Source organism: Geothrix sp. PMB-07 (assembly GCF_030758935.1).
Taxonomy (GTDB): Bacteria; Acidobacteriota; Holophagae; order Holophagales; family Holophagaceae; genus Geothrix.
Window position 1 is genome coordinate 3,932,982 of the sequence record NZ_CP132333.1, and the last position, 16,269, is coordinate 3,949,250.

A 16,269-nucleotide genomic window follows, 5' to 3' on the forward strand; every position below is an offset into this window, starting at 1 on the left:
TCTGCGCAAAAAGGATAGGGGCTACTTTTTCAGCAGCGCCTTGATCTCGGCCAGATCCCGCTTCAGAGTGGCATTCTCCTCCTGCAGCGCCTTGAGCCGCCGTGCCAGCTCCTGGGTGGCGCTGATGTTCAGCGTGCTGAGCGCCTCGTAGTCCACCACCCGGAAATCCTTCACCTGAACGCCGTAGACAAAAACCTTCTCCTCCTCGCGGGGATAGTTGGCCACCACGAAATGGGTGGCATCCAGGACTTCGGCCACTGGCAGATCCTGGGCCCCCTTCGCCCCGATCAGACGGAGGGTTTCGCCGCCCTTCAGCCCGTGCGGCTCCGCCAAGCCAACCGTCAGTCGCCCTTCGGTGTAGCTGACCATGGCGCTCAACCGGTAGATGTTCGGCAGGAAATCCACGGTCTGCTTCACGGCGATGGGATAGACCGCCTCTACCTCCTGAGCGATGACCTTCTTGTGAATGGCATCGCCCCGCTGGAGCCGATCTTTGTACCGGTAATCCGTGATCTGGAGCTGCTGGAGTTTCTCCAGATCGGCGGCTCCATCCGAGCGGCCGACCACGTCCTTCACGCGGGCATCGGAGGTGGCCGCGAAGCTGGCGGCGGCGACATCGCCAGAAGCCCGGATGGAAACTGTATTCAAGGTGCCGTTGGTGGGGAGTCCAAAGGCCGGATCGTAATCAATCAGGAAATTCACACCGGTCAGCGTATTTCCCGTCACGGTGAGCGTCCCGCTGGTTGAGTTGTTCCCCGAGGCATTCCACCCCCCGCCCCCAGCCGCAGCCCAGCTGACGCCGCCGCTGCCATCCGTGGTGAGGAACAGGCCGCCGTTGCCGCCTTGGCTGGGCAGCAGCGCGTTCAGCGCCGCCGAAGCAGTGATCGCGCCTGTGCCGCCATGGGCCACCGCCAGGGCTGAGCCGGACCAGTTGCCGTCGTTCACGTTGCCTAGTGTGGCCAGGGAACCCAGCCCCGACACACGAGCCACTGGCACCGTCCCTGTGGTGATGGTGCCCAGGGTGGTGATGGCGGTGGAGCCTGCCCAGGTGGACAGGGCCGTGTTCTCCGCGTTGCCCAGGCCCACTTGGGCCTTCGTCAATCCGGTGAGGTTCGAACCGTTGCCCGAGGGCGCCAGGAAATCCGTACCTGCCACGGGAAGGCCCGTCAGACTGGCATAGGCACCCGTGGAAGCCACGGCGGCCAGCCCCAGGGCGGTGCGCGCATTGGCGGCCGAGTTGGCGCCCGTGCCGCCATTCGCGAGGCCCAGCACTCCCGTGACTTCGGTGCCGAGGTTGATGGCTGCGCCATTGCTGGCCGCGGTCAGCCTTCCCTGCTGGTCCACCGTGAGGTTGGCGCGGGTATAGGCACCCGGGCTCACCGCCGTGTTAGCCAGGGAGATGGTTCCGCTGGTGGTGATGGGACCACCGGTGAGGCCTGTGCCTGTACCCACGCTGGTCACCACGGCGGTGCCGGTGTTCAGGCCGAACAGCGACCAAATGCCGCCATCAAACTGGTAGAGGCCGGCCGTCCCATCGGTCTGGTAGACCATCAGGCCCACCGCGGGCGAGGTGATGGCCGCGCGCTGGGCAGCGGTCATGCGGGGTGGCAGGAAACCCTTGGTCGTGCTGGTGAGATCCAGCAGGGCGCTGGCGGCGGGCGGGCTGATGCCCAAGCCGAGCGAGCCAGTGGTGAACACAGCGTTGGCGCCGTTCAGCGTGAAGGGGCTGGCCCCCGCGGGCCCAGTGGCACCCGTCGCTCCGGTGGCGCCCGTGAGCCCCTGGGGCCCGGGAGGTCCTGGAGGCCCCTGGGGCCCCGTTGTGCCCGTGCCAACAACGGTGCCAGCCACCCACTTCGTGCCATTGAACACCAGCGCCTGGCCACTGGCGGGCGCAGTGGTGGTTAGATCCAGGGTCCTGCCTTGCAGCTTTCCAACCAGCAGCTGGTTTTGCGTGCCGCTCAAGTCGCCCCCGAAGGCGCCCGTCACCTCCCAGGCACTGCGGGCCTGGAAGGCAGGCACGATGTCCACATCGGGTGCCAGGGCCTGACTTCCCATCACCACGTGCAGCTTCAGTCCGGCCTTGCCCAGCAGTGTCAGGGGCAGGGGCGGCATGCCGGTGGTGCCCAGTACCACCCCGTAGAGGCCATCAGTTACGGTGAGAGTCTGTGGCCCGGAGTTCCATTGTTCGGTGCCTGCGCCATCCACCACGCTGAAGGTGAAGCTCCGCACCCCAGTGACCGCCACGGTACCCTCCATCAGCCGCCCCTGGTACGTGAGGGTGGGCAGGGGCGCGGGATCCGCCGCGAGGGCCAGGGTACGGGCCTGAAGGCCCGGCTGGACTGAGCCGACGATGAGGATGGCGAGGGTGGGCGTGAGGAAGGGGCATCGCATGGCGTTCACCTTCAAAAGTCGGGAAGACTCGGCGGGGAGGAAAGGGGCTACTTCACGGGCGGGTTGAAGCCATGACGCACCTTGATGGCGCCATTGACGCTGACGGCTGTCACAGAGGGAACGGTTTCCCCCACCACCGCGGCATTGGTCGTGTCAGTGCCCGTCACCACCTGCTGCGCACCGGAAGCCTGGGTGAGATTGGGCGATATTTCAGCAGGAGCGGGGGGTGGCAGCACACTGACCCCGGTGCTGGCGGTGTAGCGCACATCCTTGGTCCACACCGCAAAGACCGTGGCGGCGCCGGGGGTCGCGGAGGCGGTGAACAGCCCCGTGGTGGAGATGGTGCCTGCTGAAGCGGGCAGCACCGACCAGGTCACCTCCTGGCCCCAGGGAGTGCCGGCGCTGAACTGTACCGTCTGGCCCGGCAGGAGCGAGGGCGCCTCCGGAAGGATGGTCATGTTCCCGTTCACGGTGCCCGCCCGGTCGCTGGATTTATTGGTGCCAAAACAGCCCAGGAACATCGGCAGGAGCACCAGAACCAGCGGGAGGAATCGGCGCAGCATCATGAGGCCTCCGCTAGAACGTCCAAACGAGGTTGACGGAGACCACGTTCGTGGGCTGGTTCTCTTGACCGTAGTGGCTGGACATGAAACGCAGTTCCACATCCGTGTGCTTCGACCACTGGCGACCCACCATCAAGCCCAGTCCCAGTCGGGTCCAGCGTGTGGTGGATCGGGGCTCGAACACATCGCCGGCGGATTCCAACCGGTTGGCGCTGTCCACAGTCCAACGCACCGCATAGAGGCCCGCACCGAAGGACCAGGGTCCCTCATAGTCGAGCTGCTCCAGACCGACACTCTCACTGCGAACCTTGGTGGTGATCGCCTGTTTCAGGCCGGGCGAATCCACTTCCTGCCGGGCTTCCCTGAATCGGGTCATGTCCACGCGCAACCGCAGGGCGAAATCCTCGCGAGACCCCCAGGCGACCATGGCCCCAAGGTTGGGGCTGGGCCCGGTGCCTGCCGTGCGTTTGAGATCCGGCGCGGTCGGAACCTGCAAACCCGCCTGCAGGCTGAAGTGGAGGGCGTCCTCCGCCGCCACCATCGGCCCCAGCAGGCAGCCCGCCAAAGCCAGGATGATCCTCCAGCTGCGGCGCCCTCGCGAGGCTCTCACGGAAACTGCTCCTCCACGGTCGCCCATGCCGAGCCCCACCGAATCCAGCAGCGGAATGCCACTTGATGTGTTTAGGGTCGATTATCAGGGCATTGGCCCCTGTCTGGAAAAAGAGTTTTCAAAATCGGGCCCATGGTTTTCTGCGGATCACCCCAGAAGACGCCAGGCCCATGATCTTAAAAGGTGCCGAGCACCAGCCCGCCATCCACCAGCAGGCTCTGGCCCGTCACATAGGAAGCGGGCTGGCTGCAGAGGAAGGCGATGACGGCGCCGGCTTCCTCCGGCTCGCCGATGCGGCCCGCGGGAATGGCCGCGGCCTGGCGGGCGAAGTGTTCGGCCACGGTGATGCCCTCGGCCTTGGACTTCACCTCGGCCAGGTGATGCTGGCGGTCGGTCATGATGTGGCCCGGCAGCAAGGCGTTGACAGTGATGCCGTCCTTGGCCGTCTCCAGGGACAGGGTGCGCGTGAGGCCCGAAAGGCCCGCCCGAAGGGTGGAGCTGATGGTCAGCAGGGGATAGGGCTGCTTGGCCACCAGGCTGGTGATGTGGACGATGCGGCCCCACTTCCGGGCCCGCATGCCCGGCAGCACCAGGCGGGTCATGCGCACCACGTTCAGGAGCGTGGTATCCACACCGGCCTTCCAATCCTCGTCGCTGAGGCCGTCGAAGGTCGCGGCCTTGGGGCCGCCGGTGTTGGTGACGAGAATGTCCACCGGACCCAGAGCCGCCTCGGTGCCTTCGTGCCAGCGCAGGAGATCCTCAGCCTTGGAGACATCCACCGAGGCCGTGAAGGCCCGCACCCCCAGGGCCTCGAGTTCCGCCTTGGCGGCGGCGAGGGCTTCCACTCCCCGGCCACAGAGAGACACCGAGCAACCTTCGGCCCCCAGCGCCAGGGCGGCCGCCCGACCGATTCCCTTGCTGCCCGCCGCCACCATGGCCACCTTGCCGCGAATGCCGAGATCCATGACGTCCTCCAGGCCCCCAGCATAGGCGAATCCTCTGCCATGAAAGGGGGGACCGCCTGCTCCCCTCGTTTGCGATGTCCCCCCTTTGACCCCCACGTGATGTCCAGACAAAGCCCGGACATCACGTCGATGTCGGTTCGGCCGCTATCCTTGGGCCATCCGCGCAAAGGAAACCCGTGACCGCGAAACGCTTCCCCCTGGCCATGCTCCTGCTCACCACCACGGCCTTCCTGCTGCTCGGTTGGCATCCCAAGGCCGACCGCTTCACCTGGTTCATGGAGAATGTGCCCGTTCTCATCGGGGTTCCAGCCCTGGTGCTCACCCATCGGAAATTCCCGCTCACCAACCTGCTGTATGCCCTCATCGCCCTCCACTGTCTGGTGCTCATGGTGGGCGGCTACTGGACGTACGCCGAAGTCCCCGCAGGCCATTGGGTGAAAGCCTGGCTGCATCTGGCGCGCAACCCCTATGACCGGCTGGGCCACCTCTTCCAGGGTTTCGTGCCGGTGCTGATCTTCCGGGAAGTGCTGCTGCGCAAGGGCATCCTGAAGCCGGGGGCATGGTCCGTGGTGGTGCTGCTGTTCATGACCCTGGGCCTCAGCGCCGCCTATGAGCAGCTGGAATGGCAGACGGCGGTGTGGACGGGCAGTTCCGCCGACGCCTTCCTGGGCTCCCAAGGCGATCCCTGGGACACCCAGTGGGACATGGCCTGCGCCCTGATCGGCGCCAGCCTGGCGCTGGGATGGCTGGCACGAGCCCATGACCGATTCATAGAAAAGCTCATGCATTCTTAACGGAAAACAGGAAAAGACCGATACAGCCAGCAGAGTCCTTTTGACTGTTTAGTGCTGGCATGGAGTTCCCATGGCCTTGGATGCGAAGCCCCGGAGGCATGGCGCGGTCACCACGCACTTCGCCTCGCCTGAGCGCACCTCTGAGGCCGACCTGCGCCGGGAGGCCGAGGCCTGCCTGGAGAACCCCGTGGCCCGCTTCCTGATCCAGGCCCTGGATGGCCTGGTGCTCATCCTGGATGCCAACCGGCAGGTGCTGGCCACCAATGACCGGGTGCTTCAAATCGCCGATCCCGAGGACGGAAACGTGTTGGGGCGCCGTCCTGGTGAGCTGTTCGGCTGCGTCCACGCCCACGAAGGCCCCGCAGGCTGCGGTACCAGCCATGCCTGCGCCCACTGCGGCGCGGTGCTGGCGGTGCTGGAGGCACAGAAGACCGGCCACTCTGTGGAATCCGAATGCCTGCTCACCCTCCGGCATGGAGCCCTCACCGAAAGCGCCGAATTCGCCATCGTGGCCAGTCCGCTCGAAGTGTCCGGCCACCCCTTCATCGCCGTGGTGCTGCACGACCTCAGCGCCATCAAGCGGCGCGATGCCCTGGAGCGCCTGTTCTACCACGACGTGGCCAACCTCATGCAGGGCATCCGGGGCTGGGCCGACATCCTGGCCTCAGGGGCATCCTCGTCCTCCACCGCGGTGGCGCAGAAATTGGCGAACCTCACCGACCTGCTCGACCGCGAACTGCGCAGCCACCGCGCCATGGCCCAGGCCGAGCATGGCGACCTCAGGCCACGGGTGCGGGCCATCCTGCCCCTGGAGATCCTGCGGGATGTGGGCGACCTGCTGCAGCGCCACGCCCTGGCCGAGGCCCGGAAGGTGGAGCTGCTGCCCGCACCGGAAGACGTCATTCACACAGACCCTGAACTCCTGTCCCGGGTTGTCCTGAACATGGCTGTGAATGCCGTGGAGGCCTCCTTCATGGGCGAGACCATCACCCTCTCCGCCCGGGCCGAAGGCCAGCACATCCGCTTCCTCGTGCACAACCCCGGCGAAATCCCCGAAGAAGTCCGCAGCCGCATCTTCCAGCGTTCGTTCAGCACCAAAGGGGCCGCGGGCCGAGGCCTGGGCACCTATGCCATGAAGCTCTTCGGAGAGAACGTGCTGAAGGGCCAGGTGGGGTTCGACACGGGCCCCGAGGGCACCACTTTCTGGATCCGTCTCGCCCGCTAGGATGCCGCAGGAACGGGGTCGGCCGTTTTCGTCTCAGCAGGGAGGGGGGCAGAGGCCGGCGTGGCCGCGGCGCCACAACCCTGGGCCTGGCCCAGGCCCTTGAGGTAGGCGCGACGGACAATGCCCGCGCCGATGGCAGCGGTCACCTGGCGCGAAAACCGCTCGGCTCCCGAAAGTTTGCGCACCCAGCTCCGGTAGGGAATCAGGCTTTCAGCCGCGCTGCGCACCGCACCCACCGCCGCGCCTTCGGCCTCGGTCCAGCCCTTCTCCAGGAGGTTGCGGCGCTCGGGGTGGCCCGGTGCATCCAGGTCGGGGCCCAGGGCCGCGTCCAGTTGGTCGATTTCCGCCTTCAATCCTGCGCAGGTGGCATCCTTGGGGGCCCCGTACGGCGCCTTTTGTGCCTCGAGAAGCACAGGCGGAATCTTGTCATGCACGAGGTTGAGGTCATTAAAGGGCGCCGTGGCCGCACCTGAAATCTGCTTGGCCAAGGGTGGCGTGGCCTCCGGCTTGGAGCAGGCGACCAGGGTCAGCAGGCAGATCAGGGCGGCGGTGGAGGGGTTGGCAGCAGGGTTCATGGTGTCGAAGTCTACCGGAAGGCGCCGCGCCTGAGGGCCACTGCTACCCTCGTTGCATGCCCGCCCTCCAGCTCGATTCCCTCACCAAGCGCTTCGGCGAGAAGACTGCCGTGGACGGCCTCAACCTCAGCCTGGAAGCCGGCGCCTTCCTGGGCCTGCTGGGCCGCAACGGCGCGGGGAAATCCACCACGCTGAAGATGGTGACGGGCCTTCTGACGCCCACATCCGGCTCCATTCACGTGCTGGGCCTCGACCTGGCCAAGGAGCCTCTGGCGGTGAAGCGGCAGATCGGCGCCATGCCCGAGGACATGGCCCTGCTCGACATGCTTTCGGGCCCCCAGTACCTCCGCTTCGTGGGCCGCATGTACGGCATGCCGGATGCGCTCATCGACCAGCGCCGCGAGGAACTCTTCGACAAACTCGACCTCTCCACACCACCCAAGACGCTCATCGCCGACTACAGCTTCGGCATGAAGAAGAAGGTGGCCCTCTGCGCGGCGCTCATCCACGCCCCCCGCATGGTGTTCCTCGACGAGCCCTTCGAGGGCATCGATCCGGTCACCAGCCGCACCATCAAGGACATCCTGCACAGCCTGCAGCAGAGCGGCGTCACCCTGGTGCTCACCAGCCACATCCTCGAAGTGGTGGAGCGCCTCTGCCCCCTCATCGCGATCCTGGACGAAGGCCGCATCAAGGGCTTCGGTCCACTGGAAGAGCTGCGGCGCGGCGGCGAAAGCCTCGAACAGCTCTTCGTGGATCTGGTGGGCGGCGCCCAGAAGGGGGCGCTGTCGTGGCTGTGAGCACCGGCCTGGCCGTGTTTCGGGCCCTGCTGACGGCCCATGCCCAAACCTCGTGGAACCGCTCCGCCCGGGAGATGGGGCGTCAGGGCACCCTGGTGTTGGTCATCCTGACTTGCCTGGTGGGGCTCTTCGCCATCGGCCCCCTATTCCTGGGCCTGGGTGGTCTGGGTTGGGTGCTCGGCAGCAACTTCCACAAGCCGTTGGCACCGGTCTTTCTCGGCCTGGCCCTGGCCCTCATCAGCATTGGGGGTGGCCTCTTCGGTGGCATCATCGGCGGCGCCCGCCAGCTGAACTGGGAGACCTACCGGGGTTTCCCTCTGAAGCTGCGCACGCTGTACCTGGCGGAACTGGTGGCTGGCCTCGGGGACCCCCTGCCTCTCATCCTCGGCCTGGGCCTGCTGGCCTTCCTCGTGGGTTTGGGCCTGGGTTCACCCGCCTCCATTCCCGGGCTGCCACTCCTGTTCCTGGAAACCCTGGGTGCCCTGCTGGCTCTCCAGCTGCTCGTGGGCGGGCTGGCGGCGGCCCTGGTGAAGCGGCTCCGCATGGCCCTGGTGCTGCTGGGCGCCGTCGCCTGGGTGGCCACCACCCTCGCCACGGCCCAGCTTCCCCAGAAATCGAGAAAGAAGGAAACACCCGCCGTTCAGATCGCGCCCACCGATCATGCCGCCCAGCGGGCCCAGCTCGATTCGCTGGTGGAGCGCGGCACGCGGTTGGTGTCTGTCCTGCCCACCCACGCCGCGGCCCAGAGCCTGGCCGATGCCAGGGCGGGCCGCTGGGGCCTGGGTCTGCTTCGGCACGCCTACCCCTTGGCCCTGTTGGCCCTGCTCATGGTGCTGGGAGCCCGCCTGGTGGCCCGGGAATCTCGTGATGAAGGCGCCTCCAAGGCGGCCTCCCGCGGACCGGACAAACTCTGGTCCTTCAGCGGGCCCGCCGAGGGCGTGGGCCGCCTCCACTTCCGCACCCTCATGGCCAGCCAGCTGGGCCGCTTCGCGTTCCTCATGCCCATCATGACGCTGGTGCTGCTCAAGGGCCCCTTCGCCCAGCTGCGCGGCCAGTCGCTGTGGGCGGTGCCCGCCGCCTTCGCCTACCTGTCCCTGGTGGGAAACAACGTCATGCTGAACCAGTTCGGTCTGGACCGGCACGGCATCAAGGCCATGCTGCTGCTGCCCATCCCAGCGCAGGATCTGCTCAAGGGCAAGCTGCTGGGGATGGCCGCGCACCAGGGCCTGCAGGCGCTGCTGCTGATGATCCTCCTGGCAGTCTTCGAGCACGCGGCGCTCGGCCCCCTTTTCGCCGGTCTGCTGATGCTGGGCTGCGTGTTCCTCGCTCAGAGTGCGGTCGGGCAGTGGACCTCCCTGTGGGCACCCAGACCCATGGCCCTGGACAGCCTGAAGAACAGCAACATGCCCTTTGCCGTGGGCATGCTGAGCCTGGCGACAGCCAGCCTGTGGACGGGCCTCTTTGGTGGCCTCTACGCCCTGGTCGCCTGGGTGGCGCCGGTCTGGCTGGTGCCGGTCATGGCCCTGGCCTTCCTGCTCGTTCTGGCTGCCCACCTGGCCCTGCTGCCCACCATGGCCCGGTACCTCGACGCCCGCCGCGAAGTCCTGGTGGAGCGTCTGGGATGATGCAGCCGGTCGCCCTCCAGCTGGCCGCAGAGCTCGGCGGGGTGCTGCTCAGCGGCGGAGAAGGCGCAGGCACCCTGCTGCTGGTGGAACGCCTCAAGGGCCATGCCCTGCCCCAGGTGGCGGTGCTGGGCCGGAAAGCGGCAGACCTGTTGGCAGCTCTGGAGGGTGCCGAGCGCGCCCAGGCCGCTGGCGTGGAAATCAACCTGCTGGCCCTGCTGCCGCTGCCTGATTGCGATCTGCCCCGGGCCCTGGAGCATCACCGCCGCCGCATCGGTGCCCTGGTGGCGGCCCTCGATGCCGGGCTGCCCTGGCTCACGAACAAGCCCATGCTGGCCCGGCGCCTGCCCGGCCGCATCCTCCGCGCCACACCCGTGCCCCTGGCCAAGGCGCCCATGGGCCCCCTGGAGAAGGGCGAGCTGAAGGCCTTCCTCTCGCACTGGGAGAAGGATCGCCGCAAGATGGTCTTCCGTCGGCCGGAGTGGCGCGAAACGGCCGACCATGCGGAACACGGCGGCTTCGAAACCGAGCTCTGGCCTGGCGTACCCCTGCCTGAAGGCGCGGAGCTGCGCGTGCCGCCGCTGGAGCTGCCCTTCGCCACACCCATGACGGATGTCCTCCGTGCCGCCCTGCGCGCGGCCGTTTACTCAAACTCAGCCCAGCCCGTACCCATCCTGCCCCTGCCCGCGGATCCCTCGGGCCTGCACGCCCTGCGCTGCCTGACGCCCGAAATCGCCGCCTTCCGGGGCCCGGTACAGGCCTGGGAGCTGGCTATGGCGGGACTGTCCCGCCTGCCAGGGCCGCCTCATTTCTGCGCGCGGTGTTGAGCACCGCTTCTGAGAAGATGGCTGGGCATGCGCACCCACATCGGCAAGTTCGAGATCGTCCGGCTGCTCGGCCAGGGGGCCATGGGCGAGGTCTACCTCGGACGCGATCCGGGCATCGGCCGCGAGGTGGCCATCAAGACCATCCGCCCGGCCCTCATCGGCGAAGACATGGGCGGGGACCTGCGTGATCGCTTCGCCCGTGAGGCCAAGGCCGCGGGCCTGCTGCAGCATCCCAACGTGGTCACGGTTTTTGAATTCGGCACCGATGGCGACCTGCTCTACCTGGTGATGGAATACGTCCCGGGCGAGGATCTGGCCACCCTGCTGCAACGCGGCGAACTCCGGCCTTCGGAGCTGCTGGAGATCCTCGCCCAGGTATGCGAAGGCCTCGCCCAAGCCCACAAACACGGCATCATCCACCGCGACATCAAGCCCACCAACGTCATGGTGCAAAAGGAGGACGGCGAGCTGCACGCCAAGGTCATGGATTTCGGCGTGGCGAAACTAAACGATGGCGAGCTGACCCAGACCGGCCACGTGGTGGGCACCCTGGCCTACATGGCCCCGGAATACCTGCGCACGGGCAAGAGCCAGCCCGCTTCGGATCTCTTTTCCGTGGGCGTCATCCTGCATGAGGGCCTCAGCGGCGAAAGGCCCTTCGCGGCGCCGAGCAGCGGAGCCATGGTCTACACCATCATCCATGACGAGCCCCATCCGCTGGAGGACACGACCTTCGAGGGCGTGAGCCCCTCGGTCAAGGCCCTGGCGAACCGCCTGCTGGCGAAGGATCCCAGCTCCCGTTTCCCGACGGCCACGGATGCGGCTCGGGCTCTGCGCGCCGCCAAGAATCCCACCTGGATCGCGCCCCTGGATGACGCCACCGTGGCCCTTCCCGGATCGAGCGGCAGCGGCCATCCCATGGCATCCACTCCCAGGAAGGCTCGTCCTGAATGGGCCGTTTGGGCCGTGGGTCTGGGCGTGCTCGCCTTGGCGACCGGGATTGGCCTGGCGAGTCTTCGCAAGGTCTCCACCCCCGCCCCTCCGGCCGTCAACACGCACATCAACGAGGTGGTGCTGGAGGAGGCCGCCCGTCAGATGGACGCCAAGCCCGAGCACGCCCTCAAGCTCGTACAGGAGGTCATCGACGCCACGCCGGATAACCAGCCTGTGGACCCCGATGCCTACGCCCTGAAAATGGCCATCTACTACCGCATGGGCTTCATGGAGCTGCTGGAGGCCACCGCGCAGGAGGCCCGCGACCGCAAAACCAGCGGCGCCGAGATGCTGAAGAACGCGAAGTTCAGGGCCATGCTCGAGAAGGACAAGGTCCATGGCCGGAAGCTGTCGGCGGACCTGCGGGAACGGCTCCTGAAGGGTGAGAACTAAAAGCGTCGCCCCGGAGGCAGGTCCGCCGTGAGCAACTCCCAGGTCAGCCCTGCGGCCATGAAGCGCGCAGGAAGCACCTGCTCCGGCGCATAGCGCCAGAAGATGGTGTGGTCGGCAGTCTGGATGAGGTTGGATCCCGGCGCGCCACCATTCCAGGCCGGAGGCAGGGGATCAGCCATGGTGATGGCGCCCGGGGCCAGACGATTCCGCTCGCCTACGCGGGCCAGCACCTCGGCGCGCACGCGGCCAGCATCGCCGGTTTCCGGCGCCAGGGACATGCGCCCCGGCCCCGCCTCCACCACCCGGAAGGTGAGGGCGCGGCCTGTGGACGTGGTGTAGTACAGCCGCCCCAGCACCGCCGGAGCCTGCGCCTGAAGCAGGCCCGGCAGCAGCAGGAGGAGCGGGCTTCGGCGCATGCTACATGTTGAGGGCGCGGCCGTAGACGGCGCGGGCGGCCTCGGGGAACACTTCGTTCAGGGTGGGGTGCGGATACATGGTGTGGATGAGTTCATCCACCGTGAACTCGCCACCCATGAGTGCCACGCTGGAGGCCACCAGCTCCGTGGCCTTGGGGCCCAGGATGTGGATGCCCAGGATCTCGCCGTACTGTTTGTCGGCCACGATCTTGATGAAGCCGTGGGGCTCACCCACGATGTTGGCCTTGGCCATGGGCGAGAAGGGGAAGCTGCCCACCTGCACATCATGGCCCTTGGCCTTGGCCGCCTTTTCGCTGAGACCAATGGAGCCCACTTCGGGATCGCAGTAGGTGCAAGCGGGGAAGCGGTCGTAACGGATGGGGTGGGGATGCACGTCCTTGCCCAGGCTCTGAGCGGCGTGCTCGGCGGCCACGATGCCTTCGTCGCTGGCCACGTGGGCCAGCCAGGGGGTGCGCACAATGTCGCCGATGGCGTAGAGGCCGGGCTCACCGGTCTGCATGAACTTGTCGATGACCACGCAGCCACGATCCACCTGAGCCTTGGTCTTCTCCAGGCCGATGCCCTCCACCTGGGGTGCGCGGCCCACGGCCACCAGCAGGTGACTGCCCACGACCTCGCCGGGGGTCTCACCCTCCAGGTGGCACACCACACCGTCGGCCCGCTTCTCGATGCGGGTGATCTTGGTTTTGGTGCGCACGTCGATCTTGTAGGACTTCTTGAAGATCTTCGCCAGCTCCAGGCCGATGTCCTCATCCTCCAGCGGCAGGATGGTGTCCATGAATTCCACCAGGGTCACTTTGGAGCCCAGGCGGCTGAACACGGAAGCGAACTCCACGCCGATGGCGCCGGCGCCCAGGATCACCAGGTGGGTCGGCAGTTCCGTGATGTCCAGGATGTGGTCGCTGTTCAGCACCTGCTTGCCGTCAGTCTCCAGACCGGGGATGGGCTTGGGCGACGAGCCCGTGGCGAGGATGATGCGCTTGGCCTCGTGCACCTCGCCGTTCACATCCACCTTGCCGCCACCCAGCAGCTTGCCGAAGCCCTTCAGCACGGTCACCTTGTTCTTCTTCATGAGGAACTCGATGCCCTTGGCGTTCTTCAAAACAATGCGCCCCTTGCGCTTCACGATGGCCGTCAGGTTGGGCTTGAGGGCCTTGCCGTCCACGCCGTCGATGCCGTAGGTATCAGCGTCCTGCATCTGCTCGAGCCGGTGGGCCGTCTCCAGCCAGGTCTTGGCCGGGATGCAACCCCGATGCAAGCAGGTGCCGCCGAGGACGGCATCCCGCTCGACGAGGGCCGTGTTCAGTCCCAGCTGGGCCGCACGAATGGCAGCCACATAGCCGCCGGGGCCGGAGCCGATGACAATGAGGTCGAACTGGGCCATGAATCCTCCACGGGTCGAACCAAGTCAGTATCCCATGAGAACGGCGGCGGTGCCTGGTCCTGCGGCGACGAGGGCAGACCGCTTCTCATCGTGCATTCGTCTCTCACCAGATGAGATCAGGAGTAGACGAGGGCACTCCTAACTTCCATCCGGGCCGCCCGCCATTCGGCCCAGGCAGCGCTCAACTCTCGCCGGTGGATGGCCATGGAAGCCCGCCATTCGGATTTGGCCTCCCGCCAGGCTTCGGCTTTGGCGTGGCCCTTGGCCCGCCACTCCGCCTTTTTCTGACCCCAGGCTTCATGCCGATCGTGGAGGGCCGCCAGGGCGGCATCGAGCTTCACCCGCGCTGCCTCCAGCCGGGCCTTCATGGGCGTGGCCGAGCCGGGGCTGGCCAGCGACAGGCGCTCCCGGAGGCGCTTCTCCTCCATGTGGAGCCGGGCCCGGGTCATGGCCGCATCGGACACGCGCCGGAAGCCGCCCACCAGGCCCATCCAATTGAGCAGGTTCAGCAGCCACTTGGTGCTGTCCCACTGGTACCAAAGGGCGCCATTGCGGTAGTCCCACTGCCACTGATGGTGGAAGTTATGGTAGCCCTCTCCATAGGTCAGGGGCGCCAGCAGCCAGTTGTCGCGCGCCGTGTTGGCATCCGTATAAGGGCGGCTGCCGAACATATGGGCGGCGCTGTTGATGAAAAAGGTGGTGTGGTGCGTCAGCACGATGCGCAGGGCCACGCCGAAAACAAAGTGGCCGATGAGGTTGCCCGTGGCCAGGCCAATCCAGAGGGGGATGGTGGCCACCACGGCCCCGATGAGGAAGTGGTGCCGATGCTGCCACTGGATCAGGGGATCCTTCTCCAGGTCCGCCACGCCCGCGATGGGCAGGGCCTTGTCCTCCATCACCCAGGTCCAGTGGGCGTGCCAGAAGCCTCGCTTGATGGCATAGGGGTCCAGATCTGTGTCCACATGGCGATGGTGCACACGGTGGTCGCTGGACCATTTGAGCGCTGAATTCTCGAAGGCCGCGGCGCCGAAACAGAGGAACAGGAAACGCACCAACCACGACGCCTTGTAGGCCCGGTGACTGAAAAGCCGGTGGTAGCCGCCGCTGATGGCGGTGCCGATGCCGAACACCATGGCCAGACAGACCAGGACCTCACTCCACCGGAGGCCCGAAGTGGCCAGGCGCCAGGGGACCAACACCAGGGCCAACCCAAGGGTTCCCGTAAGAAAGGAGGTGTTCAGGAGATTCCAGCGCTTGGCCAGGGCCATCCATTGACTCCAAAAAAGAGCTTAATGCTACCCCGGGTCGGCCATAGACGTCCCATGCCAAACTTGCCCCATTCCGTAACGCTCTGCCCAAGAGGTTTCCGTGACCGAGACGCGCCCCTGGTACCGCTCCAGCACCACCTGGATCTTCCTCGGCTTGCTCATGGGCGTCGTGCTGGGCGGCTTCCTGCCCCAGGACCAGTACCCCTGGGCCTACGACGGCTTCCGCTTCCTCTCCAAGGCCTTCATCAGCCTCATCAAGGGGCTCATCGTCCCCCTGCTGCTGTCCACCATCATCGTAGGCATCGCCCAGACCGGCGACATCCGGGCCGTGGGCCGCATGGGCGCCAAGGCCCTGCTCTACTTCGAGATCGTCACCACCCTGGCCCTCTTCATCGGGCTGGCCGTAGGCAACTGGCTGAAACCCGGTGCCCACCTGCCCATGGATCTGGGCGCCCACACGGCCGTGGCCGCGGTGAAGGCCAAGACCGGCTGGGAGATCGCCCTCCACATGTTCCCCTCGAACCTCATCCAGCACGCGGCCGAGGGCGACATCCTGCCCGTGGTGATCTTCGCCGCCCTCTTCGGCATCGCGCTCACCAAGGTGGGTGAGCGCGGCAAACCCGTGCTGGCCTTCTTCGACGGTGTGGCGCAGACCATGTTCAAGTACACGGACTTCGTCATGAAGCTCACGCCCCTGGGCGTCTTCGGAGCCATGGCCTACAACGTGAGCCACATGGCGGCCGGTCACACGGTGAACGGCGCGCTGCTCAAGGGTTGGCCCGCGGTCTTCCACTTGCTCAAGCAATACAGCCTGCTGGTCGGCAGCCTGTATCTCGCCCTCAGCCTGCTGTTCATCCTGGTCTTCGTGCCCATCGCCTGGCTGTCGGGCATCCGCATCCTGGGCTTCGTGAAGGCCATCAAGGATCCAGCGCTGACTGCCTTCAGCACCGCCAGCAGCGAGGCGGCCCTTCCCAAACTGTTGGAGGAGGTCGTGCGCTTCGGCGTGCCCCGCCGCGTGGCCAGTTTCGTCATCCCCACGGGCTATAGCTTCAACCTCGATGGCTCCACCCTGTATCTGGTGCTCGCCAGCCTCACCATCGCGCAGGCGGCGGGCATCCACATGAGCCTGGGTCAGCAGCTGCTCATGGTTTTCACCTTCATGCTCACCAGCAAGGGCGTGGCAGGTGTGCCACGGGCCACCCTGGTCATCATCGCCGCCACCTGCGGCAGCTTCGGCCTGCCGGGCGAGGCAGGCATCGCCATGCTCCTGGCGGTGGACGAGATCATGGACATGGCCCGCACCACCGTGAATGTCATCGGCAACGGCCTGGCCAGCGTGGTCATCGCGAAGTGGGAGGGGGTGTTCGGCACGGAGGCCGAGGCGCTGCCCGACCAGGAAAATTGACTGGGGGAGCAGCTTTC

At 66.6% G+C, this 16,269-nt stretch carries 15 protein-coding genes; 7 read left to right on the forward strand and 8 right to left on the reverse strand.

Features of this window, described 5'->3' with window-relative positions; all coding sequences use genetic code 11:
• Positions 1–21 precede the first annotated feature (21 nt).
• The 4 genes from Q9293_RS17160 to Q9293_RS17175 all read right to left on the reverse strand — a co-directional run bounded on the left by Q9293_RS17160 (position 22) and on the right by Q9293_RS17175 (position 4,529).
• Complete coding sequence (locus Q9293_RS17160) at positions 22–2,391, reverse strand: tail fiber domain-containing protein (protein ID WP_306248653.1); 2,370 nt, start codon at positions 2,389–2,391, stop codon at positions 22–24.
• 47 nt (positions 2,392–2,438) lie between these two features.
• The gene (locus Q9293_RS17165; RefSeq protein ID WP_306248654.1) at positions 2,439–2,957 is read right to left on the reverse strand and encodes an Ig-like domain-containing protein; all 519 of its coding nucleotides are present in this window, start codon (positions 2,955–2,957) and stop codon (positions 2,439–2,441) included.
• 10 nt (positions 2,958–2,967) lie between these two features.
• Positions 2,968–3,564, reverse strand: coding sequence for a hypothetical protein (locus Q9293_RS17170; RefSeq protein ID WP_306248655.1), 597 nt, complete (start codon positions 3,562–3,564; stop codon positions 2,968–2,970).
• Between the two features lie 176 nt (positions 3,565–3,740).
• Positions 3,741–4,529, reverse strand: coding sequence for an SDR family oxidoreductase (locus Q9293_RS17175; protein WP_306248656.1), 789 nt, complete (start codon positions 4,527–4,529; stop codon positions 3,741–3,743).
• Positions 4,530–4,705: 176 nt separating this feature from the next.
• On the opposite strand from Q9293_RS17175, the gene Q9293_RS17180 reads away from it, so the two are divergent.
• Both Q9293_RS17180 and Q9293_RS17185 read left to right on the forward strand, forming a co-directional pair.
• On the forward strand, positions 4,706–5,323 hold the full coding sequence (locus tag Q9293_RS17180) for a DUF2238 domain-containing protein (RefSeq protein WP_306248657.1): 618 nt from the start codon (positions 4,706–4,708) through the stop codon (positions 5,321–5,323).
• Positions 5,324–5,393: 70 nt separating this feature from the next.
• Entirely contained in the window at positions 5,394–6,548 is a 1,155-nt protein-coding gene (locus Q9293_RS17185) for a HAMP domain-containing sensor histidine kinase (protein WP_306248658.1), read from the forward strand.
• Here Q9293_RS17185 and Q9293_RS17190 read toward each other — a convergent pair.
• Positions 6,545–7,123: a hypothetical protein gene (locus Q9293_RS17190; RefSeq protein ID WP_306248659.1), complete on the reverse strand. Its 579-nt coding sequence runs from the start codon at positions 7,121–7,123 to the stop codon at positions 6,545–6,547. The two genes, Q9293_RS17185 and Q9293_RS17190, sit on opposite strands and share 4 nt — an antisense overlap.
• Positions 7,124–7,179: 56 nt before the next feature.
• Here Q9293_RS17190 and Q9293_RS17195 point away from each other — a divergent pair, with 56 nt between their 5' ends.
• Genes Q9293_RS17195 through Q9293_RS17210 form a run of 4 tightly spaced genes read left to right on the forward strand, consistent with a single transcriptional unit; the run spans position 7,180 to position 11,758 of the window.
• Positions 7,180–7,923: an ABC transporter ATP-binding protein gene (locus tag Q9293_RS17195; RefSeq protein ID WP_306248660.1), complete on the forward strand. Its 744-nt coding sequence runs from the start codon at positions 7,180–7,182 to the stop codon at positions 7,921–7,923.
• Positions 7,914–9,548 carry a hypothetical protein gene (locus tag Q9293_RS17200; protein ID WP_306248661.1) on the forward strand — a complete coding sequence of 545 codons (1,635 nt, stop codon included), beginning with the start codon at positions 7,914–7,916 and terminating at the stop codon, positions 9,546–9,548. The genes Q9293_RS17195 and Q9293_RS17200 overlap by 10 nt, the downstream gene beginning before the upstream one ends.
• Positions 9,545–10,372, forward strand: a complete 828-nt coding sequence (locus tag Q9293_RS17205) for a hypothetical protein (protein WP_306248662.1) — start codon at positions 9,545–9,547, stop codon at positions 10,370–10,372. The genes Q9293_RS17200 and Q9293_RS17205 overlap by 4 nt, the downstream gene beginning before the upstream one ends.
• Before the next feature lie 27 nt (positions 10,373–10,399).
• Positions 10,400–11,758 carry a serine/threonine-protein kinase gene (locus tag Q9293_RS17210; RefSeq protein ID WP_306248663.1) on the forward strand — a complete coding sequence of 453 codons (1,359 nt, stop codon included), beginning with the start codon at positions 10,400–10,402 and terminating at the stop codon, positions 11,756–11,758.
• Here the strand turns inward: Q9293_RS17210 and Q9293_RS17215 are convergent.
• The 3 genes from Q9293_RS17215 to Q9293_RS17225 all read right to left on the reverse strand — a co-directional run bounded on the left by Q9293_RS17215 (position 11,755) and on the right by Q9293_RS17225 (position 14,847).
• A complete protein-coding gene (locus Q9293_RS17215) occupies positions 11,755–12,174 on the reverse strand; it encodes a hypothetical protein (protein ID WP_306248664.1) in 420 nt (139 codons plus the stop codon). The two genes, Q9293_RS17210 and Q9293_RS17215, sit on opposite strands and share 4 nt — an antisense overlap.
• 1 nt (position 12,175) lies before the next feature.
• Positions 12,176–13,579: a dihydrolipoyl dehydrogenase gene (lpdA, locus tag Q9293_RS17220; RefSeq protein WP_306248665.1), complete on the reverse strand. Its 1,404-nt coding sequence runs from the start codon at positions 13,577–13,579 to the stop codon at positions 12,176–12,178.
• Between the two features lie 116 nt (positions 13,580–13,695).
• Entirely contained in the window at positions 13,696–14,847 is a 1,152-nt protein-coding gene (locus Q9293_RS17225; RefSeq protein WP_306248666.1) for a fatty acid desaturase, read from the reverse strand.
• 100 nt (positions 14,848–14,947) lie between these two features.
• Between Q9293_RS17225 and Q9293_RS17230 the strand changes: the two genes are divergently transcribed.
• Positions 14,948–16,252, forward strand: a complete 1,305-nt coding sequence (locus Q9293_RS17230) for a dicarboxylate/amino acid:cation symporter (RefSeq protein WP_306248667.1) — start codon at positions 14,948–14,950, stop codon at positions 16,250–16,252.
• Positions 16,253–16,269: the final 17 nt, after the last annotated feature.

Bases quoted from the DNA above. Each gene is read 5' to 3' on its own strand.
- Q9293_RS17205 (WP_306248662.1), top strand. From the start codon at position 9,545: ATGATGCAGCCGGTCGCCCTCCAGCTGGCCGCAGAGCTCGGCGGGGTG.
- Q9293_RS17185 (WP_306248658.1), top strand. From the start codon at position 5,394: ATGGCCTTGGATGCGAAGCCCCGGAGGCATGGCGCGGTCACCACGCAC.
- Q9293_RS17175 (WP_306248656.1), bottom strand. From the start codon at position 4,529: ATGGATCTCGGCATTCGCGGCAAGGTGGCCATGGTGGCGGCGGGCAGC.
- Q9293_RS17190 (WP_306248659.1), bottom strand. From the start codon at position 7,123: ATGAACCCTGCTGCCAACCCCTCCACCGCCGCCCTGATCTGCCTGCTG.
- lpdA (WP_306248665.1), bottom strand. From the start codon at position 13,579: ATGGCCCAGTTCGACCTCATTGTCATCGGCTCCGGCCCCGGCGGCTAT.
- Q9293_RS17210 (WP_306248663.1), top strand. From the start codon at position 10,400: ATGCGCACCCACATCGGCAAGTTCGAGATCGTCCGGCTGCTCGGCCAG.
- Q9293_RS17195 (WP_306248660.1), top strand. From the start codon at position 7,180: ATGCCCGCCCTCCAGCTCGATTCCCTCACCAAGCGCTTCGGCGAGAAG.
- Q9293_RS17160 (WP_306248653.1), bottom strand. From the start codon at position 2,391: ATGCGATGCCCCTTCCTCACGCCCACCCTCGCCATCCTCATCGTCGGC.
- Q9293_RS17225 (WP_306248666.1), bottom strand. From the start codon at position 14,847: ATGGCCCTGGCCAAGCGCTGGAATCTCCTGAACACCTCCTTTCTTACG.
- Q9293_RS17165 (WP_306248654.1), bottom strand. From the start codon at position 2,957: ATGATGCTGCGCCGATTCCTCCCGCTGGTTCTGGTGCTCCTGCCGATG.
- Q9293_RS17215 (WP_306248664.1), bottom strand. From the start codon at position 12,174: ATGCGCCGAAGCCCGCTCCTCCTGCTGCTGCCGGGCCTGCTTCAGGCG.